The following is an 18,747-nucleotide window of genomic DNA, read 5'->3' on the forward strand; positions in this document are numbered from 1 at the left end:
TATCGAAACCAGGAACGGCAACTTACTTACTGCTGAAACATACTGCGGAATGACCCAAAATAAAACGAACCAACGACGCGACTTTATAAAAAAGGCTGCCTTAACCGCATTAAGCACCATTGCTGTACCTCATGTTTTTGCGGCGCCTTTATCAAACTTGTTTAAAGATGGCAGCGGTATCAAAACCATCCTTTTTCAGGGCGATTCGATAACCGATGGCGGGCGGTCATATGACAAAGATTGGAACCACATCATGGGCCAAAGTTTTCCGTACCTCATATCAGCCAGGCTTTGGTTTGATCATCCCGATCAGCAAATGATGTTTTTAAATCGTGGCATCAGCGGCCATACTGTACGGGACCTGCAAGCCCGCTGGCAAAAAGACACGTTAGATTTAAAGCCCGACGTTCTGAGCATACTGATCGGTGTAAACGATGTGCACCACGTAATCCACAACAACAATGCAACTACCGTTGATCAGTTTAGGGACGACTACGATTACCTGCTTAATCAAACTAAAGCGGCGCTACCCGATATTAAACTTGTGATTTGCGAGCCGTTTATTTTGCCTGTTGGCCAGGTGAATAGCGATTTAAAACGCTGGCAGGATGAAATAACTCCGCGACAATTGGTGGCTAAACAACTGGCGCAAAAACACAATGCCGTTTTTGTTCCTTTGCAGGCCATCTTTAATGCGGCGCTCAAAAAAGCACCCGCCGGGTTCTGGATGTGGGACGGCGTACATCCAATGCCTGCCGGGCACGAATTGATAGCCAGGGAATGGATTAAAGCTGTGAAAAAGAATTACGGCTTTCCCGGGTAATTATACCGCGAACAACTGCCCCATATCTTTAAAAGCCTTAAACTCCAGCGCGTTCCCCGAAGGATCAAGAAGGAACATGGTGGCTTGTTCGCCGGGCAGGCCTTTAAAGCGGATGTAGGGCCCAATTACAAATTTAACGTTATGCTTTTTTAGCCTGGTTTCCAGGTTGGTCCAGTCGTCCCATTCCAGTACAACGCCAAAGTGCGGCACAGGTACATCATGCCCGTCTACAGGGTTAAAATGGTGTTTAGCCGCTGTTGCCGGTTTAGGTTTCAGGTGGATCACAAACTGGTGGCCGTATAAGTTAAAGTCGGTCCAATTGGTATCGCTTCGTCCTTCGCTGCAGCCCAGCACTTCACGATAGAATTTGCGTGCTTCTTCCAGGTCATAAACCGGTACTGCAACATGAAAAGGTGTTAGTTTGCTCATACGGATCAATATTAATGAAGCCCTTTGCGTTTTAGTAATCCGCCGGTGGTGTCTTCCACACTCTGCTGAACAATAAATGCTTTAGGATCAATGCGCAGGATAGTTTGCTTTAATGAAGGGATCTCTAAACGGGTAGCCACGGTGAAAACAATATCGCGCGGATCATTCACATGGCCATCTTTACCGTAACCGCTTTTGCCCTGGTAAATAGTTACACCACGGCCAAGGGTAATGGTAATAGCCCGGCGGATAGCCTCGCTATGAGTAGATATAACCGTAATGCCCGAGTATTGCTCAATACCATTCAATATAAAATCTATCATTTTGGCGGCAGCCATATAGGTTAGTATGGAGTACATGGCACGTTCAACACCCAGGAAAGATGCCGCCAGGCCAAAAATTAATACATTCAGCAGCAAAATAAAATCACTCACCTTAAGTAGCTGTGTTTTTTTACTCACCAGCACAGCCGCCACTTCGGTACCGTCAAGTACGGCTCCGCCGCGTATGGCCAGGCCGCTGCCGGTGCCTATAAATACCCCGCCAAATATGGCGGTAAGTAACTTATCGTGCGTAACATCCGGAAATTTGATAACCGCCAGGCAAATGGCCAATAAGCCAATAGCCAGTGTGCTTTTTAAGGCAAACGGAAACCCCAGTTTTTTGTAACCGAGCCATAAAAAAGGAACATTGATAACAAAAATAAGTGCCGAAATAGGGATGGGCGACAGATCGGCAATAAGCATAGATACACCTGTTACGCCGCCATCAATAAAATGGCTGGATAATAAAAAGCCTTTGAGGCCAAACCCGGCCGATAAAATTCCTATCCCGATAGTTGTTGAGTCTTTTATGATCTTCATTGCCTTCATGCCCAAATATAATTTATCCCGGCTAAAAACGGGCATATAAATCCCGCGGGATGCAGGCAAAAGGCCGTTTTGTTTGTTAATTTTGTAACCATCACTTAATTTATTACATTAAAACCATGAAAGCACTCATCCTTTTAACAGCCGCATTATTCATCTCTGTTATAAGTTTTGCCCAAACAAAAATTACCCCGGCGGCACCTGGCGTAACTTATGGCAAAGCCATTACTGCCGATAAAGCTATAGATGTTACCGCCCTTAATGATGCTTTAACTACAGATTCTGTTTATAATGGAAGGGTGACAGGCAAGGTGGTTGAGGTTTGCACCAAAAAAGGGTGCTTTATGAAAATTGCCCGCCAAACCGGCAACCCAATAATGGTGAGGTTTACAGACTATGCCTACTTTATGCCGCAAAATATTGTTGGCAAAACCGTGGTTGTTGAAGGTAAAGCCAATGTGAATGAAACATCGGTAGCCAAACTGCAGCACTACGCTGCTGATGCAGGCAAAAGCAAAAACGAGATAGCAAAGATCACCCAGCCAAAAAAGGATATCGAAATTATGGCTGACGGGGTTTTGGTGGTGGATTGAGGATGCAATATTCAATCAATTAACCCAACAACAGCCACAACTCAGCATGACAAAAGGCTTTTTCTACAACTTGTCATCGGCAGCCTGCCGAAGCATAGCGGGAGGGCTATTAACATTCCCGCAGCATTCCTGCTGATCTATTTAATTCGCAAACGATTAATAGTCTAATTTTAAGGAAAATATCTTTATTTTTTTTATGCTTTATGAATATTTTAAGCCATTTTTATTAAAAATATCAAAACATGGAAAATAATAACTATCACAAATTCTTAGCAGAATTTATTGGAACAATGGTGCTTGTTTTAATGGGTTGCGGCAGCGCGGTAATAGCGGGGGCCAACGGAACAACCGGAGTTGGGCTTTTGGGTATTTCTTTTGCTTTCGGGTTATCAGTAGTGGCTATGGCCTATGCTATAGGTCACATTTCTGGCTGCCATATTAACCCGGCAATAACTATTGGTATGGTAGTGGCCGGAAGAATGAAAGCCAAAGAAAGCTTTGGTTACATTATTGCCCAGGTTTTAGGAGCCGTAGCAGGTGCGGGTATTTTATTCGTTATTGCAAGTGGTAAGCCGGGTTTTGATATTGCAAACGGGTTGGGCCAAAACGGCTATGATATGGCATCGCCCCAAAAGTACTCGCTGCTATCGGGTTTTATTGCCGAAACGGTTTTTACAGCCATATTCCTGCTGGTGATTTTTGGCTCTACCTCAACAAAAAATATTCATGGTGGTTTTGCCGGTTTGGCTATAGGTTTAAGCCTGGTATTAATTCACATAGTTGGTATACCTGTAACAGGGGTTTCTGTTAACCCTGCCAGAAGTATAGGGCCGGCAATATTTGCAGGCGGAGTTGCAATTTCGCAATTATGGCTTTTTATAGCTGCCCCGATTTTAGGAAGCATAATAGCCGCAGTTGTTTGGCGGTATTTTGTCGAAAAAACAGATGATTTAAAAGCCTGATGAGCGTATAGCTTATACAGGGCGATAATCAGGACTAAACTTACGAAGCTTTAACTGGATGATATTGTTTTTGGCCTCGTTGAAGGGCTTCGCCGTTTAAAGCTTCGTAAGTTTCTACATGTTATATTTAGCGAAAACTTTCCTGCTTCACCACCATCTGCGCCGTATTTCTGCTTAGTTGCTCCAGTAACACCGTTTTACCGGCTATTAATTCTTTCAACGAATTTTGGTTGTAATGCCTTATGGTGATCAATGTAAGGCCGCTGTTGTATTTTACTTTAAACTCCTGTTGCAGGTTGGTTAATAGCTTTTCAAAGCGTTCTTCATAAAAATCAAAACAAACCGAAAAGCTAAGGGCCGATGTTTGCATAACATTCACCTTTACCTGGCTTTGGGCAAACAGGCGAAAGATTTCGCTCAAATGGTCCTCAGTAATAAAGGAATAATCCTTTGTGGAGACAGATAAAAGTACCTGGTTTTGTTTTAGTATAATGACCGGCTTTTCAAACCTGTTTACACCATCTTCTTTAATCACCGTTCCGGGAGCGCCAGGATCGGTAAAGGGCTTTACCAGCAGTGGTATATTGGCGTTTTGCAGCGGTTTGATAGTTTTAGGGTGAATAACGCTTGCGCCGTAATAGGTCATTTCGATAGCTTCGGAATAGGATAGCTCATCAAACTTTACGGTATCCGCGAAAAACTTAGGGTCGGCGTTGAGGATACCGGGCACGTCTTTCCAGGTGGTTACCGATTCGGCACCCAAACACGCCGCAAATATGGATGCTGTATAATCAGATCCCTCCCTCCCTAAAGTGGTGGTGAAGTTTTCGGATGTGCCGCCTAAAAACCCCTGGGTTACTACGATGCCTTTAAGCAGCATGGAAGGGATATCGGCGCTGATACTTGCCCTGGTTTTATCCCATTGCACTATGCCTTCGCGGTAGGTATTATCGGTATGGATATAACTGCGTACATCAAGCCACTGGCTTTTTATACCGGCTTTATTTAAATACGCCGTAAYAATGCGGGTAGATACCAACTCGCCTATGGATACAATCTGGTCGTAAATAAAGTCGTAGCTATCCTGGGGGTCGTCTTCAATGGCCCAATCAATCTCCACAAAAGTATTAGCGATATCATCAAATACCGGGTGACCGGCTTCAAACAAGCCGTGTAAAATATCAAAATGGTATTGTTTGATCTCATCAAAAATTTCATGCATATCATCAGCCCGGTCTATATAGGCTTTGGTAAGCTTTTCGAGCGCGTTGGTGGTTTTCCCCATAGCCGATACCACGATGAGTAACTGCTCACCTGCATATTTTTTAACAACACTGGCCAGGTTAATGATACCATCGGCATCCTTAACCGATGCCCCTCCGAATTTAAATACAAGCATTTATTTAATATATTGACTAATTACGGTATTTGGCCGTAGTAAATGTTTAATGGATGAATAGGGGATAAACAGGCCGGTAATGCCGGCAGCATAAGGTTTAATCTCGTATTGGTTGTATAAGAACCTGATACCTATAGGTGTAACCGAAAAATTATTATTGAGCGCGAATTTGCCATCTTTAAAAAAATAATCGCGGGCCAGCGATGCTGTATCGCTCAGTTTTTCACTCTTCCTGAAGATATTTTCGGCAATAGTGTTAAGCTCATCATGATAACCGGCAGCAAAAATATCATCAAGCTTAAGGTTCTTTTTGGCGTCAATATCCCAGTTTACAAAGGTGGTTAACGAGCTGCCGTGCGCGCCGCCCTGGAAAATATAGCCGCCAATTTCGAGCGTTGTAAGGCCCGAATCCTGGTAAATTACTTTTGCATAACTATTCAGCGTGTAAAACATGGCCGATTTTGGGTCGCTGTTCCTGAAGTCAGCATATGACCGCAGGAAGTTTTTGGTCATTTGCCCAACGGTGCTGTCGGCCTTCTTATCTACAGGAAATAAGTTGGCAAGGTTGCCGGCAATTAAATTATTTAATGTTTTGGCACTATCAAAAACCGGGTAACTAATTTTCACTACGGTACAACCATTATCCGGTTTGCTGCCGCAATCTGCCGCACGCTCATGAATGGTTTTGTAGGTGTAGGTAAGCGTATCCTTTACCGTTTCATCCATTTTTCTTGGCGGAACACCCCACTGGCACGATGCAAATGCAAAAGCAACAAAAATAAAACAGGGCCTAATGATATTTTTCATGCTTGTAAGCTGTTTAAATTTTACCCGTTTATGAAACTTAAATGAAGCGCGTCATAGCTTCCTGTCTATTCTATCCAGATATTGTAAAAAAACATTTTGTCATCCTGAACGGAGTGAAGGATCTACTCTCCACCATGCTTCTTCGCCCTGTACGGACTGCGAATAGATCCTTTACTCCGTTCAGGATGACAAATCTTTCAAAACGTCATTTCCCTCTTCCAACGTCTCCCGGGTTTTACAATTACAGCTTGTTTTATTTCAAACAACTAAAAGTTCTGAAGCTGCTCTTTTGATAACGATGCGTTAAGCCATCCGGCTTCAATAGTAGCTCCGTATTTGTTGTAAAAGTTAATAGCCGGTTCGTTCCAGTCCAAAACCTGCCAAACCATGCCGCTAAAGCCCAGTTCTTTGGCTTCCCGGATCAAACGATCAAACAATAGCCTGCCGATTTTTTTGCCACGATATTCCTCGGTCACAACCAGGTCTTCCAGGTACATACGATTACCTTTCCAGGTAGAGTAGCGGATATAATAAACCGCGAAGCCTACAATTACCCCGTCAACCTCGGCCACAAAAGCCTTCCATACCGGGTTATCGCCAAAACCGGCATTTATAAATTCATCTAAAGTAACGGTAACTTCCTCCGGCGCCTTTTCATATAGGGCCAGCTCACTTACCAGTTCCATCAACCGCGGACAATCTTCAATAGTGGCAACGCGAAGTTCAGCCCCCGCCGCCCCCTGAAGGGGGAGCTTTTGATTGGTTTGGTTTGTTATTTGATCGTTTTCCAATTCTGTAAATTTCTTAATTCTGTTAATCACTATGCACCACTCACTATTCACCACTCACCACTCACCACTCACCAACTCAGTTATTCTTCCAATGCTTTATCACCCGGGTACCAAAAATTGTACTGCCCAGGCGCACCATGTTGCTGCCCTGTTCAATGGCAAGTTTATAGTCGGCAGACATGCCCATCGATAAAATGTTAAAACTATCATCTTTTCTGAAATAGCTCATCTTAATTCCGTCAAAAAAGGTCTTCAGTTCGTAATATTCTTCTTTTACCTGCTTTTCGTTATCGGTATTGGTGGCAATGCCCATTAAACCGCGGATGCGGATGTTTTTGAAGGTGGCAAATTCTTCTGATCTCAACAGTTCGATGGCCTCATCAAAACCCAGTCCAAACTTGGTTTCCTCATCGGCAATGTAAATTTGCAGCAGGCAATCAATTACCCGGTTTGCCTTAAGGGCATGCTTGTTTATTTCCTGGAGCAGCTTAATACTATCAACAGACTGTATCATGCTCACAAACGGGGCAATATATTTTACCTTATTGCTTTGCAGGTGCCCTATCAGGTGCCATTCAATATCTTTAGGTAATTGCTCATATTTTTCAACCAGTTCCTGTACCTGGTTTTCGCCAAATAAACGCTGCCCGGCGTCGTAGGCTTGCTGCAGGTCGGCGGCCGGTTTTGTTTTTGATACAGCTAACAATATAACCTTGTTGGCCTCCGTTTCTTTTTTTAAGCTTTTGATGTTATCTGCAATGCTCATTTATCCGTAAATTTGCTTAATTAATTAGCCGCTAAATTACAGAATGCATAAATATTTAATCTTGTTTTTTTCAGTTACGCTTTTTTGGTGCGGTTGTAAAAGCGATAGTGTCCCCAATAAATTTATTCAGCCCAATGTTATGGCACGTTTGCTGGTGCAAATTCACGTGGTAGATGGCTCATTATACAATAATACACAAGTGCCCGATAGTTTGTATAAATATGGTATGGGCAAATACCTGGCTGTATTTAAAAAATTTGGTACCGATTCGGCACAGTTCAGGAAAAGTATGGATTATTACAGCGAAGAGCCTGATAAGTTAATGGCCATATATGATAAGGTTGATCTGCAGATTAAAGCCCTTAGCGATTCGGTAAACCGGATTCAAACCCAAAAGAATGCTGCCGTTCGCAAGGCCGACTCATTAAAGACCGATTCTGCCAGGAAAGCAAATCTTAAACCAAAAACTGCTATTCAAAAGGCCGATTCAGTTAAAGACGCAAAAGCAAAACAGCGGATCCTATTAAAAATAGATTCTTTTAAAAAGTTAAAACATAGACCAAAACCTAATGCTGTACCCATTAAATAGTGTTGATAAGCTTGGGTTTACCGAAGTTAAGGAGTTAATAAAAGCACATTGCCTGAGTGATATGGGCCGGCAAATGGTCGATAAGATCCAGGTGATGAGCAATTTTGACCAGATAGCCAAATTTTTAAGCCAGGCAAACGAGTTTAAAAATATCCTGGTAAATGATGCCGCCCTGCCTATTCATCATTTTTTCGATATCAAGTCACTCGCCAATAAAGCCCGTATTGAGGGTGTTTTTTTAAGTGAGGAGGAATTTTACCAGGTGCAGGCCTCGCTGCAAACGGTGTTTGCCGTTATTGCTTATTTTAGCGAACGCGAAGGATTATACCCCAACCTGGAGGCGCTGTTTGAACACCTGCCTATAGAAAAGGCTATTCTTAAAAAAATAGATTTAGTAATTGATGCCAAGGGAAAAATAAGGCCCAATGCATCGCGCGATCTGTTAGAAATAACATCGGGCATTGCCAAAGCCGAGCAGGAAGCACGTAAAAAGATTGACCAGATTTTTAAAAATGCCTCATCCAGCGGCTGGACTGCGGATGGCTCGCTAACCGTGCGCGATGGCAGGCTGTGTATCCCGTTGTTGGCCGAAAACAAGCGCAAGCTCAAGGGCTTTATTCATGATGAATCTGCATCGGGCCAAACAGTTTACATGGAGCCCGAGGAGGTATTCACCCTTAATAATCGCGTGCGCGACCTTGAATTTGAACGCCGCCGCGAGATAGTAAAAATATTAACCGCCTTAACAACCGAATTGCGGCCTTATGCGCCGTTATTGCTATCGTACCACAGTCTGCTAACCAAACTTGATTTTGTGCGCGCCAAGGCCTTGTTTGCCATTGATGTAGAGGGCGAAATGCCGCAAGTGGTAAACGAGCCCAGGCTTAAATTATTTAATGCCCGGCATCCGTTGCTGTTCCTCAATTTTAAAAAGGAGCAAAAAGTGGTTGTGCCGCTAAATGTGCAAATTGATGAGGGTACCCGTATTATTGTAGTATCGGGGCCCAACGCGGGTGGTAAATCTGTTTGTATGAAAACGGTCGGCCTGTTGCAAATGATGGTGCAGGCGGGCTTATTGATACCCGCAGCCGAAGCCAGCGTGGTAGGTGTGTTTAAGCAGTTGTTTGTTGATATTGGCGATGACCAGTCGATTGAAAGTGACCTGAGTACTTACAGCGCCCATCTATCTAAAATGAAAAATTTTGTGGAGCAGGCTAATGGTAAAACCCTGGTGTTGATAGATGAGTTTGGTACCGGTACCGACCCGCAATTTGGCGGTCCGATTGCCGAAGCCGTGCTGGAATCGCTTAACCATAAAAAGGTAAAGGGTATGGTAACCACCCACTACTCCAACCTTAAAATATTTGCCAGCAATACCGAAGGGATTGAGAATGCATCGATGCTGTTTAACAATGTGGAGATGAAGCCGCTTTACCGGCTTGAAGTTGGTAAACCGGGCAGCTCATACGCGTTTGAGATAGCCCAGAAGATTGGCTTGCCCGCGAATGTGCTTAACCTTGCCAAAAACAAAATAAGCGAGGGACAAAAAAAGGTTGATACCCTGCTGGTTGACCTGGAACGCGAAAAACGAGAGATATTTGAGACCAAACAAAAGCTGGATAAACAGCAACGCCGCGTGAACGAGCTGCAGGCCGAGAATGAAAAACTGAAAAGCTATCTTGAAGAAAATAAAAAAGCGTTAATAAGGGATGCAAAAGACCAGGCTAAAAATATAATCCTGAATGCCAATAAGCTGGTTGAAAATACCATATCCGAAATAAAAAGCAGCAATGCCGATAAGGAAACCACCCGTAACCTGCGCGAGAACCTGAATATAGAACTTAAAAAGAATACCGTTAAAGTTGAACCTGCAAAACCAAACCCGGCAACTGTTGATGAGGAACTGAAGCCCGGCGATTGGGTGAAGCTAATTGATTCTGAAACTACAGGCCAGGTGATTGAACTGATAAAGGATAACGTGGTAATTGCCATTGGCGATTTGCGAACGGTGGCCAAAAAGAAGCGGGTAGAAAAAGTGAGCAAATCATCAGTGCCTAAAGAGGTGAGGCGGACCATGAATTCGCATACCAGCGACTTTGCTAATTTTAGTCCGGAGATTGATGTACGCGGCCAGCGTACCGAAGATGCCCTGCACGCCATTGAAAAGCTGTTTGACCGCGCCCTGATGATGGGTTTTAATAACCTGAAGATAATTCATGGCAAGGGTGATGGGATTTTACGCAAAATGATAAGGCAATACCTTAAAAAGTACGACCAGGTTGACCGCATGGAAGACGAGCATGCCGATAGAGGCGGAGATGGAATAACTTATGTATATTTAAAATAAAAAAATATTATCATATGGCTTTAAAAAGCATTACGCCAATGTTATATACCCGGCAGGTTAGGGAAAGTGTTGATTTTTATATTAACAGCTTTGGTTTTACCTGTGTAGGATATGATGATAACTGGGGATGGGCAACCGTAAGCCGCGATGATGTGGAGCTTATGTTTGCTTTGCCAAATGAACATGAGCCATTTGGTATGCCAAAATTCACCGGGTCGTTGTACATCCGTACAGACAAGGTTGATGAGATCTGGAAAGAGTTAAAAGACCACGCCGTAGTTTGTTATCCTATCAAAACCTTTAATTATGGCATGCGCGAATTTGCTGTTTACGATTATAATGGTTACCTGCTGCAATTTGGTACACCGGTTGATTAGTCAATAGTCATTAGTCAATGGTCATTAGTCATTGGTCATTTTGCTCCGCTGTCATTAGCTATTGGTCGGTAAGGGTTGTTATAGGTGGTTCGGAGAGATATCATTGGTAGTCGGCAAGGATGTTATAGGTGGTTCACGGGGATGTTACAGGTGATTTGTTTTGTGGTATTAAGTTTCATAAATTTAGAGGGATAAACCCGTTTTTAAAATGCGTAAATTATACATTATTGTTTTGTTCCTGCTTTCGGCAGGAGCGTTTTCTGCCTGTAACGCCCAAAGTTTAGTACTCAAAAGCAAGGATGCACACATCCGCTATACCGGTCGTATCAACATGACCGATGAAGCTGCCGAATTTTACTGGACAGGTTCGTCAGCGAAGATTAATTTTGATGGTACCGGGGCATCTGTTATTTTACAGGACGAACGTGGTGATAATTATTTTACCGTTGTATTGGATGGTAAAGTAAGCAGTACAATTCACCTTGAAAATGTAAAGAAAACCTATACACTGGCCCAGGGATTACCTGTCGGTCCGCATAGCCTGGAGATATTTAAACGTACCGAATGGGAGATGGGTAAAACCACTTTTTACCAGTTTGCTTTAGATAAAGGTGCTTCTGTATTGGCTACGCCGCCGGTTAAAAAACATAAGATCGAATTTTTTGGTAACTCCATTACCTGCGGTTACGCTGTAGAGGATACCACCGGGCAGGATAGGGGGAGCGCACCTTACGAAAATGGTTATATAAGCTATGCAGCCATAACCGCGCGCCATTATGATGCCTCGTATGTTTGCACCGCTAAAAGTGGCATAGGCGTACTGGTAAGCTGGTTCCCGCTCATTATGCCCGAGATGTATAACCGATTGGACCCAACCGATCCGACGAGTTTATGGGATTTTACCAGGTATACACCGGATGTGGTAGTAATCAACCTGTTCCAAAATGATTCGTGGATAGTGAAATTGCCCGATAACCCACAGTTTAAAGAACGTTTTGGCACAAAAAAGCCAGAAGAAGAGCAAATTGTGAAAGCCTATCGCGAAATGGTAAAAAACATCCGGAAAAAATATCCCAAAGCGCAGATTCTTTGTATCCTGGGGAGTATGGATGCTACCAAAGAAGGATCGCCGTGGCCGGGATACATCGAAAAGGCTGTTGCCGGCTTAAATGATAAAGCCATTTATACCCATATGATCCCCTACAAAAATACCGGTGGCCACCCAAGCGCTAAAGAGCAACAGGTTATGGCCGATGATCTGATAGCCTTCATGGATAAAACGGTGAAGTGGTAACACGATTTAAGGATTAGGCGTGATAGACAAGATTTTTATCTGCTTATCCTTTATCTGGCCCCATTTTTCACCCATTATTATTGCCATCGTTATCGGTAGTGCCTTCCTTGTAAGGTTGCCGGCAGATGTTTGTAGTGCCATCGCTGCCTTCATCAGGTCGTCTGTTTGCTAACGCAACTGCAGCGGCGTCATCGCTTGATTGGTCCGGCTGGTCCGGATCTTTAAAATGACTATTCTCCAGGTGCTCTTCAGCGGGTTGGGTTTGTTTGAAATGAGCATTGATATACGCAATGTTTAGCAATGGATTTGCCTCATCATCGCCAGAAGGAGTGAGGCTGTTCTCTTCAAAGTTTTGCCCGCCCATGCCATGGCCTTCCATTCCGGGGGCATCCTGTTTTTTCATATCGTTTTTTGATGCAGGGAAGCCATGTTGCAGGTCGTCCTCCGTTAAATTATCATCGTCTACGCGGTAAGCATTGGGCTCGTTGTTTTCCTGTGGTTCCGAATGGTTTTTATCTTCATCCAAAAACTCTTTGTCGTTTAGTACCATAGGTTTTTATAAGTTGATATATAATATAATGCCGTATTTTTCCAATTGTTTTAGATTGTTTAGTTTATTAAAGCATAAACCGAGCCCAACTGCATTAAAAAAGCCGATAACCAATTCGTCTTTTATCCTTTATCCTTCCATCTTTTATCTTTCTTATTAGTAGTTTTGAGTAACCAATTATTGAACATGAATAAAGTAGTTAGTGGTGCCGACGAGGCCATCCGCGATATTGAGGATGGTATGACCCTGATGCTGGGTGGCTTTGGTTTGTGCGGTTTGCCCGAGAATTGTATAGCAGCCCTTGTTAAAAAAGGGGTAAAGCAACTCACCTGTATATCCAACAATGCCGGGGTCGATGATTTTGGCATCGGCCTGATGCTGAAGCAAAGGCAAGTAAAAAAAATGATCTCATCCTATGTAGGCGAAAACGCCGAATTTGAACGCCAGTTGCTGAGCGGCGAACTGGAGGTAGACCTGATACCGCAAGGTACCCTGGCTACCCGTTGTATGGCTGCCGGTTATGGCATGCCCGCTGTTTTTACACCGGCCGGAGTAGGTACCGAAGTGGCTATAGGTAAAGAAGTGCGTAATTTTAATGGCAAGGACTACCTGATGGAAATGGCCTTTGATGCCGATTTTGCTATTGTAAAGGCCTGGAAGGGAGATACCATGGGTAATCTTGTTTACAAATCAACCGCCCGCAACTTTAACCCTGTAATGGCCATGGCCGGTAAAATAACCATAGCCGAGGTAGAGGAACTTGTTGAGCCGGGTGAGTTAGAGCCAGATCATATCCACACGCCCGGGATTTACGTACACAGGATTTTCCAGGGGAAAGATTATGAGAAGCGGATAGAGCACAGGACAGTGAGGTCAAAGTAATAAGGATTGAAGGATGAAGGAACAAGGATAAAAGAAACCATAAATGCCGTCATTGCGAGGTACGAAGCAATCCCAAACTATGCAGATCGGCCTGTAAGTCGGGGATTGCTTCGTACCTCGCAATGACGGGTTGAGAAATTTTCAAATCAAATAGATGTTAGACAAACAAGGAATAGCAAAACGGATTGCTAAAGAAATAAAAGACGGTTATTATGTTAACCTGGGGATAGGGATCCCTACACTGGTGGCCAATTACATACCCGAAACGATGGATGTGGTATTACAATCAGAAAATGGTTTACTGGGGATGGGGCCATTCCCTTTTGAAGGTGAGGAAGATGCGGATTTGATCAACGCGGGTAAGCAAACCATCACCATGTTGCCCGGATCAGCCACTTTTGATTCGGCTATGAGTTTTGGGATGATCAGGGCCCGGAAGGTTAACCTCACCATCCTGGGCGCTATGGAGGTATCCGAAAATGGCAATATAGCCAACTGGAAAATTCCCGGTAAAATGGTAAAAGGTATGGGCGGCGCTATGGACCTGGTGGCATCGGCCGAAAACATTATTGTAGCTATGCAGCACGTAAACAAAGCAGGGGAGTCCAAACTACTGGCTCAATGTAGTTTGCCTTTAACAGGTGTTCATTGCGTGAAAAAAATTGTGACTGAACTGGGCGTTTTTGATGTGTTGCCCGAAGGTGGCTTTAAACTATTGGAACGCGCCCCCGGCGTAACCGTAGAGGAAATAATAAAGGCAACATCCGGGAAGCTGATTGTGGAAGGAGAGATACCGGAGATTACGCTCTAATATCAAAAAAAATGAAAATTCTGAGGTTTTTTTTATAATATATGTGTCATTTAATTGTTATATTGCGTATAAGTTCTTAGTTTAATTAAATTATATGATAGGTCTTCCCGAACTAATACTGCTTTTTATATTTTTAGTAATTGCAACACCCATATATTTTCTGCCGTCAATATTAGCTTGCGAAAAATGTAATTACAGGTCGGTATTGTTACTCAACATCTTTTTAGGATGGACCATCATCGGTTGGATAGTTTCGCTGGTATGGGGACTTAAAACGGTAAAAGACCCTTTAAAAAGTTACAGGTTAGGTACATCTGATTGCTGCCCTAAAGTGGAAGCCGAATTGCTCAAATTACAAAACCTGTTTAACGCCGGTGTAATTACCAAGGCCGACTACTATGACCAAACCCGGAAAATTATAGGCAATTAATGAATTTGAAAATTTGAATATGTGCTGATTTGAAAATTAAAGCAGAAAAGCATTTTCAAATCTTCAAATTACCAAATCTTCAAATTAAAATAGCTTCGTTCTCAATTTTGCAGATATCTCCTCTGTTACGCTTATAATGTCATCGGCAACATGATTGTTATTGGTGATTATCTGGTCACATTCATCCTTGTAGGGCAATAAGTATTCTTTATATGCGGGTACTACATGGTTCAGCCATTTATACATCACATCGTCATGCGAATAACCCCGTTCTATCAGGTCGCGTTTAAGGCGGCGCTGCAGGGCTATATCTTCATCGGCATCAATAAATACCTTCATATCCAGCAGTTCAGAAATCTCTTTAAAATGCAGAATGAACAGGCCTTCTACTATTAAAATGGGCGCGGGCTTAATTTCAAGTACCCTGGGAATGGCGTCGGGGTTATTAAAAGTATATTCGTGCTTAAGAATGGCTTCCTTATTTAAAAGCTTACTGATATCCTCCTGGAAATGCTGATGATCAATGGTATCCGGCAAATCGAAGTTATACAGTTTGTTCTCCTCTTTGGTCATGTTATGGGCCACCGGGATGTAATAATCATCCTGTGATACCAGGCATACCTCATCGGGCGTAAAATGCTCCAGGAAACACTTCAAAAAAAAGGTTTTGCCAGAGCCACTTCCGCCGGCAATTCCAATAATATAAGGTTTATTCATTAGGGCTGCCGTAGCTGATGTTCACATTTATACGTTTATCCAAAGCACCTAAAGCATCGGCAGTGTTCTTGGTCATTACAATAAGCACGTTTTTGTTGGCTTCGTTATCGGTAAACCTGCCAACTACTTTTGCATAGGTGGTATGGTTGTTCATGGGGTTAGTGATTTTAATAACGGTACCAATAGGGGCTGTACGGTGTAAAACCAATTCTTTTTTAGGGTCAAGGCTGGTATCATCAACCCATGTGGCTACACCCTTTTCGTTTTTTTCATACAAACCAAAACGATTGGCTTTAAATTTGGCATCAGCGCTGTCAATGGCCATGGTTGATGAATCGGTTTTTAGCGCATCCTGCTTGGCTACTGTCCTGTCTTCGGGAGGCATGCCGCTGCGCACTTTAATGATCTGGCTGGGTTTAAGATCATCAGTGCTTAAGCTGTTAAGGTTCCTGATATCTTCAACCGAAGTATTAAAGCGCTTGGCTATTGAAAATAACGTTTCCCCGGCCGATACTTTGTACTGTTGAACATTATCCTGATTAACCTCAGCAGTTTGCTGAGGAGCAGGCGTAGTTGGTTTTGGTGTACTGGTTACGGGTTGTTGTACGGCAGGTGTTGCCTGTTGGGCAACTGGTTGCTGTGTTACCGGCTGTTGTGATACCGGTTGTTGTGCCTGTGGCTTGGTAGCTGGCGGTTGTACCTGTGGTTTTTGCTGTACAACTGGCGGTTGAACTGTTGGTTTGGTTTGTTGTACAGGTGCCGCTGTTTGCGCGGTTGTTTCGGCAAATGGCTGCTCGGTGGGCACTTTAATAGTACTTCCAATTCTTAGCGGGGCATTGTTATTAAACTGTATAATTACTTTGGGGCTTACATTATAGCGCCTGCCAATAGAGTAATAGTTGTCTTTTGGATCAAGTTTGTGAATAATAACTTTTTTGCCGTTCTGGTTTTCAACGCCGATAGAATCAACAGCGGTATTTGCAAAAAGCGATATAGAAAATGTGAGTAAGGGGGCGATCAATAAAAGGATCTTTAATTTCATAATAAGTTACAATACAGTGTTTTATAAATTTAAAACTATTAACGCTGACCTGTTTTTAAGGTAGATCAGTTTATTCTTATGTACTACAAACGCCTCGGGTTGCAATTTTTGTATATTGGTTTGCAACAAATCGTGGTAAACAACAGCGTTTTCATCATTAAAAATATAAAGATGCTGCTCCATTTGTTCGGCCAAAAATGTGTGCAAAGATACAATTCTATAATTATTGTGCTCCATGTAATGTACCGTATTTCCGAAAGGATCTGCGGGCACAGCAACATGTTTTAAAAATTGGGCAGGGAGTATTTGCGCGCTTACAATATGGTTATCCAATTCTGTATCAATAACCGACTGATAGGCCCTTAAAGCAGTCCCGGTTTTTATATCGGCCAGTAATAATTTCTTAGGCTGAATTTGTGCGTTGTAAACTACCGGTCCGTTTACTGTGAGGCGGTCAAAAGCCAGGGTATAATTGCTCCAAAGTATTTGCCCGTTAACACCATCAATGGCCACCAGGCCTTTATGTGCAGGCCCGGTTTCTGATTGATAATTGTGGATGAGCAGTACGCCGTTAAAAGCCGCCTCGATGCCGGTGAGCCATCTTTCGGGTGTGCTCAGGTTGCTAAAGTTCAGGGCTCCGCTGGTGAGTTCTATCGAGGTGAAAGTCACTTTTTTATCTTCGCTGCTGCGTACCTCCAGGAATATAATGTTGCTTATTTCATCAATTTCCATGCGCCATATGGCGTACTTGCATTGGTGTTGAATGAATGGTAGCAGCTTTGTCATAAAGTTTACAAATATGATTTATTATATTCAAACTGTTTAATTTTACCAAACAATGCTATCAATCCTGTGTTAAAAAAACTAAAATCACTATTCATATGAACGCCGAAGAAATAAGCTTAGAAGAAGTAAAAGTAAAACCTGTTGTTGACCATCTTAACGACCTGTTAGCCAATTATCATATCCATTATCAAAAACTGCGTGGCTGCCATTGGAATGTTAAAGGCTCAAGCTTTTTTACCCTGCACATTAAGTTTGAAGAGTTGTACACTGCCGCGCTGCTTACCATTGATGAGCTGGCCGAGCGGATCCTGTCGTTAGGTAAACCACCTTATAGCACTTTTAAAGATTATATCACAACCTCGCAGATTAAAGAAATACAAACAATAGGTTTAAAAGATACCCTGATGGTTAAAGCCATTATTGAAGACCTGGCTGCTTTAATTGCTAAAGAAAGAGAAATACTGGACATTACCGCCGAAGCAGGCGACGATGGTACCAACGATATGGTGAACCGTTTTATGCAGTTTAACGAAAAAAATACCTGGATGCTGCGTTCGTTTGTAAACGAGGATTAAACAGTACCTGCTTATAAAATTAGAAAGCCGCTTGTATTTACAGGCGGCTTTTTTAGTAAAATATGTTCCGTCTCCGCAGGGTCTCTCAAAGAGGACCCTGCGGTTGTACAAGCCCGTATTGTTCGCGAAAGCCGCGTTTATGTGAGGTGATTACGATACCTCAGGGTCCTCTGCGAGAGACCCCGAGGGGACAAGAAACTCTTTTGTCATGCTGAACGTAGTGAAGCATCTATTATTCGCCATGCTTATTCGCCCTGTACAGTCTGCGAGTAGATCCTTCACTGCGTTCAGGATGACAAATCTTTTAAAACATTGAAGGTCAAAAAGTCTCMCCTACCGGGGGAGATTTAGAGGGGGCTTACACCCCAAAAATGTCGCATTTGCACTTTAATACTTTGAAAAATTGCCCTAATTTTATCAAAGGAAAATCATCTTAATAAATTGAAAAATGGAAACGCTAAATAAAACAGCCATCACAGTTGAGTGTACAGTAAACGCTCCTGTTGAAAAAGTTTGGGATTTTTGGGCAAAGCCAGAGCATATTACTAAGTGGTGCAATGCATCTGACGATTGGCATGCCCCTTATGCCGACAATGACCTGCGCAAGGATGGTAAGTTTAAAACCACCATGGCCGCCAAAGATGGTAGTTTCAGTTTTGATTTTGGAGGTGTTTATACCAACGTAAAGGAATACAGCCTGATTGCATACACGATGGATGATGGCCGGAAAGTAAAAGTTGACTTTATTAGCCAGGATGGTACAACCCGGCTGATAGAAACATTTGAGCCCGAAACTACTAACCCCATAGAAATGCAGCAGGGAGGATGGCAGGCAATTCTTGACAACTTTAAAAAGTATGCCGAAGCTAATAAGTAATGAAAAATGAGCTTGTTTCGCAGTACAAAGC

The 18,747-nt window shown here is 43.0% G+C and carries 22 protein-coding genes; 12 read left to right on the forward strand and 10 right to left on the reverse strand.

The features are described 5' to 3' along the window. The first annotated feature begins 49 nt into the window (after positions 1-49). Complete coding sequence (locus AC1DPZ_RS02355; protein ID WP_477400980.1) at positions 50-823, forward strand: SGNH/GDSL hydrolase family protein; 774 nt, start codon at positions 50-52, stop codon at positions 821-823. On the opposite strand, the gene AC1DPZ_RS02360 is transcribed toward AC1DPZ_RS02355, so the two are convergent. Both AC1DPZ_RS02360 and AC1DPZ_RS02365 read right to left on the reverse strand, forming a co-directional pair. Continuing rightward, positions 824-1,252, reverse strand: a complete 429-nt coding sequence (locus tag AC1DPZ_RS02360) for a VOC family protein (RefSeq protein WP_477400981.1) — start codon at positions 1,250-1,252, stop codon at positions 824-826. Between the two features lie 11 nt (positions 1,253-1,263). Then, positions 1,264-2,115 (reverse strand): YitT family protein, encoded by an 852-nt coding sequence (locus tag AC1DPZ_RS02365; protein WP_477400982.1) that lies wholly within the window; start codon positions 2,113-2,115, stop codon positions 1,264-1,266. A 125-nt stretch (positions 2,116-2,240) separates the two neighbouring features. On the opposite strand from AC1DPZ_RS02365, the gene AC1DPZ_RS02370 reads away from it, so the two are divergent. Continuing rightward, the gene (locus AC1DPZ_RS02370) at positions 2,241-2,714 is read left to right on the forward strand and encodes a DUF4920 domain-containing protein (protein ID WP_477400983.1); all 474 of its coding nucleotides are present in this window, start codon (positions 2,241-2,243) and stop codon (positions 2,712-2,714) included. A gap of 242 nt (positions 2,715-2,956) precedes the next feature. After that, complete coding sequence (gene aqpZ, locus AC1DPZ_RS02375) at positions 2,957-3,676, forward strand: aquaporin Z (protein WP_477400985.1); 720 nt, start codon at positions 2,957-2,959, stop codon at positions 3,674-3,676. 127 nt (positions 3,677-3,803) lie between these two features. On the opposite strand, the gene AC1DPZ_RS02380 is transcribed toward aqpZ, so the two are convergent. The 4 genes from AC1DPZ_RS02380 to AC1DPZ_RS02395 form a co-directional block, all read right to left on the reverse strand. Continuing rightward, positions 3,804-5,075: an aspartate kinase gene (locus tag AC1DPZ_RS02380; protein WP_477400987.1), complete on the reverse strand. Its 1,272-nt coding sequence runs from the start codon at positions 5,073-5,075 to the stop codon at positions 3,804-3,806. Then, positions 5,076-5,882 (reverse strand): DUF3298 and DUF4163 domain-containing protein, encoded by an 807-nt coding sequence (locus AC1DPZ_RS02385; protein WP_477400988.1) that lies wholly within the window; start codon positions 5,880-5,882, stop codon positions 5,076-5,078. A gap of 266 nt (positions 5,883-6,148) precedes the next feature. Continuing rightward, positions 6,149-6,568 carry an N-acetyltransferase family protein gene (locus AC1DPZ_RS02390; RefSeq protein ID WP_477401013.1) on the reverse strand — a complete coding sequence of 140 codons (420 nt, stop codon included), beginning with the start codon at positions 6,566-6,568 and terminating at the stop codon, positions 6,149-6,151. 181 nt (positions 6,569-6,749) lie between these two features. Beyond that, positions 6,750-7,439: a YggS family pyridoxal phosphate-dependent enzyme gene (locus AC1DPZ_RS02395; protein ID WP_477400990.1), complete on the reverse strand. Its 690-nt coding sequence runs from the start codon at positions 7,437-7,439 to the stop codon at positions 6,750-6,752. Positions 7,440-7,482: 43 nt separating this feature from the next. On the opposite strand from AC1DPZ_RS02395, the gene AC1DPZ_RS02400 reads away from it, so the two are divergent. The 4 genes from AC1DPZ_RS02400 to AC1DPZ_RS02415 all read left to right on the forward strand — a co-directional run bounded on the left by AC1DPZ_RS02400 (position 7,483) and on the right by AC1DPZ_RS02415 (position 12,046). Further along, entirely contained in the window at positions 7,483-8,028 is a 546-nt protein-coding gene (locus AC1DPZ_RS02400) for a DUF4296 domain-containing protein (RefSeq protein WP_477400992.1), read from the forward strand. After that, entirely contained in the window at positions 8,009-10,375 is a 2,367-nt protein-coding gene (locus tag AC1DPZ_RS02405; protein WP_477400993.1) for an endonuclease MutS2, read from the forward strand. Before AC1DPZ_RS02400 ends, AC1DPZ_RS02405 begins: the two co-directional genes overlap by 20 nt. Positions 10,376-10,389: 14 nt before the next feature. Beyond that, the gene (locus tag AC1DPZ_RS02410; RefSeq protein WP_477400994.1) at positions 10,390-10,752 is read left to right on the forward strand and encodes a VOC family protein; all 363 of its coding nucleotides are present in this window, start codon (positions 10,390-10,392) and stop codon (positions 10,750-10,752) included. A gap of 208 nt (positions 10,753-10,960) precedes the next feature. Further along, the gene (locus AC1DPZ_RS02415; protein WP_477400996.1) at positions 10,961-12,046 is read left to right on the forward strand and encodes an SGNH/GDSL hydrolase family protein; all 1,086 of its coding nucleotides are present in this window, start codon (positions 10,961-10,963) and stop codon (positions 12,044-12,046) included. 67 nt (positions 12,047-12,113) lie between these two features. Here the strand turns inward: AC1DPZ_RS02415 and AC1DPZ_RS02420 are convergent, their stop codons facing one another. Then, positions 12,114-12,596 carry a hypothetical protein gene (locus AC1DPZ_RS02420; RefSeq protein ID WP_477400998.1) on the reverse strand — a complete coding sequence of 161 codons (483 nt, stop codon included), beginning with the start codon at positions 12,594-12,596 and terminating at the stop codon, positions 12,114-12,116. Between the two features lie 186 nt (positions 12,597-12,782). On the opposite strand from AC1DPZ_RS02420, the gene AC1DPZ_RS02425 reads away from it, so the two are divergent. The 3 genes from AC1DPZ_RS02425 (at position 12,783) to AC1DPZ_RS02435 (ending at position 14,719) form a co-directional block, all read left to right on the forward strand. After that, positions 12,783-13,478: a CoA transferase subunit A gene (locus AC1DPZ_RS02425; RefSeq protein WP_477401000.1), complete on the forward strand. Its 696-nt coding sequence runs from the start codon at positions 12,783-12,785 to the stop codon at positions 13,476-13,478. A 154-nt stretch (positions 13,479-13,632) separates the two neighbouring features. Then, the gene (locus AC1DPZ_RS02430; RefSeq protein ID WP_477401001.1) at positions 13,633-14,289 is read left to right on the forward strand and encodes a 3-oxoacid CoA-transferase subunit B; all 657 of its coding nucleotides are present in this window, start codon (positions 13,633-13,635) and stop codon (positions 14,287-14,289) included. A gap of 94 nt (positions 14,290-14,383) precedes the next feature. Continuing rightward, on the forward strand, positions 14,384-14,719 hold the full coding sequence (locus AC1DPZ_RS02435) for a superinfection immunity protein (protein ID WP_477401002.1): 336 nt from the start codon (positions 14,384-14,386) through the stop codon (positions 14,717-14,719). 84 nt (positions 14,720-14,803) lie between these two features. Here the strand turns inward: AC1DPZ_RS02435 and AC1DPZ_RS02440 are convergent, their stop codons facing one another. The 3 genes from AC1DPZ_RS02440 to AC1DPZ_RS02450 are packed head-to-tail and all read right to left on the reverse strand — an operon-like array spanning position 14,804 to position 17,264. Next, the gene (locus AC1DPZ_RS02440; protein WP_477401004.1) at positions 14,804-15,436 is read right to left on the reverse strand and encodes a uridine kinase family protein; all 633 of its coding nucleotides are present in this window, start codon (positions 15,434-15,436) and stop codon (positions 14,804-14,806) included. Continuing rightward, positions 15,429-16,478 carry a DPBB and LysM peptidoglycan-binding domain-containing protein gene (locus AC1DPZ_RS02445; protein ID WP_477401005.1) on the reverse strand — a complete coding sequence of 350 codons (1,050 nt, stop codon included), beginning with the start codon at positions 16,476-16,478 and terminating at the stop codon, positions 15,429-15,431. The genes AC1DPZ_RS02440 and AC1DPZ_RS02445 overlap by 8 nt, the downstream gene beginning before the upstream one ends. Positions 16,479-16,499: 21 nt before the next feature. Further along, complete coding sequence (locus AC1DPZ_RS02450) at positions 16,500-17,264, reverse strand: DUF4905 domain-containing protein (protein WP_477401007.1); 765 nt, start codon at positions 17,262-17,264, stop codon at positions 16,500-16,502. 95 nt (positions 17,265-17,359) lie between these two features. Between AC1DPZ_RS02450 and AC1DPZ_RS02455 the strand changes: the two genes are divergently transcribed. Both AC1DPZ_RS02455 and AC1DPZ_RS02460 read left to right on the forward strand, forming a co-directional pair. Further along, positions 17,360-17,839, forward strand: a complete 480-nt coding sequence (locus AC1DPZ_RS02455) for a Dps family protein (RefSeq protein ID WP_477401008.1) — start codon at positions 17,360-17,362, stop codon at positions 17,837-17,839. Between the two features lie 448 nt (positions 17,840-18,287). Continuing rightward, entirely contained in the window at positions 18,288-18,716 is a 429-nt protein-coding gene (locus AC1DPZ_RS02460) for an SRPBCC family protein (RefSeq protein WP_477401010.1), read from the forward strand. Positions 18,717-18,747: the final 31 nt, after the last annotated feature.

This window comes from Mucilaginibacter sp. P4_G9, from assembly GCF_056400985.1.

Coding starts and splice junctions, on each gene's coding strand:
- AC1DPZ_RS02355 (WP_477400980.1), top strand. CDS start 50: ATGACCCAAAATAAAACGAACCAACGACGCGACTTTATAAAAAAGGCT.
- AC1DPZ_RS02360 (WP_477400981.1), bottom strand. CDS start 1,252: ATGAGCAAACTAACACCTTTTCATGTTGCAGTACCGGTTTATGACCTG.
- AC1DPZ_RS02365 (WP_477400982.1), bottom strand. CDS start 2,115: ATGAAGATCATAAAAGACTCAACAACTATCGGGATAGGAATTTTATCG.
- AC1DPZ_RS02370 (WP_477400983.1), top strand. CDS start 2,241: ATGAAAGCACTCATCCTTTTAACAGCCGCATTATTCATCTCTGTTATA.
- aqpZ (WP_477400985.1), top strand. CDS start 2,957: ATGGAAAATAATAACTATCACAAATTCTTAGCAGAATTTATTGGAACA.
- AC1DPZ_RS02385 (WP_477400988.1), bottom strand. CDS start 5,882: ATGAAAAATATCATTAGGCCCTGTTTTATTTTTGTTGCTTTTGCATTT.
- AC1DPZ_RS02390 (WP_477401013.1), bottom strand. CDS start 6,568: ATGGAACTGGTAAGTGAGCTGGCCCTATATGAAAAGGCGCCGGAGGAA.
- AC1DPZ_RS02395 (WP_477400990.1), bottom strand. CDS start 7,439: ATGAGCATTGCAGATAACATCAAAAGCTTAAAAAAAGAAACGGAGGCC.
- AC1DPZ_RS02400 (WP_477400992.1), top strand. CDS start 7,483: ATGCATAAATATTTAATCTTGTTTTTTTCAGTTACGCTTTTTTGGTGC.
- AC1DPZ_RS02405 (WP_477400993.1), top strand. CDS start 8,009: ATGCTGTACCCATTAAATAGTGTTGATAAGCTTGGGTTTACCGAAGTT.
- AC1DPZ_RS02410 (WP_477400994.1), top strand. CDS start 10,390: ATGGCTTTAAAAAGCATTACGCCAATGTTATATACCCGGCAGGTTAGG.
- AC1DPZ_RS02415 (WP_477400996.1), top strand. CDS start 10,961: ATGCGTAAATTATACATTATTGTTTTGTTCCTGCTTTCGGCAGGAGCG.
- AC1DPZ_RS02420 (WP_477400998.1), bottom strand. CDS start 12,596: ATGGTACTAAACGACAAAGAGTTTTTGGATGAAGATAAAAACCATTCG.
- AC1DPZ_RS02425 (WP_477401000.1), top strand. CDS start 12,783: ATGAATAAAGTAGTTAGTGGTGCCGACGAGGCCATCCGCGATATTGAG.
- AC1DPZ_RS02430 (WP_477401001.1), top strand. CDS start 13,633: ATGTTAGACAAACAAGGAATAGCAAAACGGATTGCTAAAGAAATAAAA.
- AC1DPZ_RS02435 (WP_477401002.1), top strand. CDS start 14,384: ATGATAGGTCTTCCCGAACTAATACTGCTTTTTATATTTTTAGTAATT.
- AC1DPZ_RS02440 (WP_477401004.1), bottom strand. CDS start 15,436: ATGAATAAACCTTATATTATTGGAATTGCCGGCGGAAGTGGCTCTGGC.
- AC1DPZ_RS02445 (WP_477401005.1), bottom strand. CDS start 16,478: ATGAAATTAAAGATCCTTTTATTGATCGCCCCCTTACTCACATTTTCT.
- AC1DPZ_RS02450 (WP_477401007.1), bottom strand. CDS start 17,264: ATGACAAAGCTGCTACCATTCATTCAACACCAATGCAAGTACGCCATA.
- AC1DPZ_RS02455 (WP_477401008.1), top strand. CDS start 17,360: ATGAACGCCGAAGAAATAAGCTTAGAAGAAGTAAAAGTAAAACCTGTT.
- AC1DPZ_RS02460 (WP_477401010.1), top strand. CDS start 18,288: ATGGAAACGCTAAATAAAACAGCCATCACAGTTGAGTGTACAGTAAAC.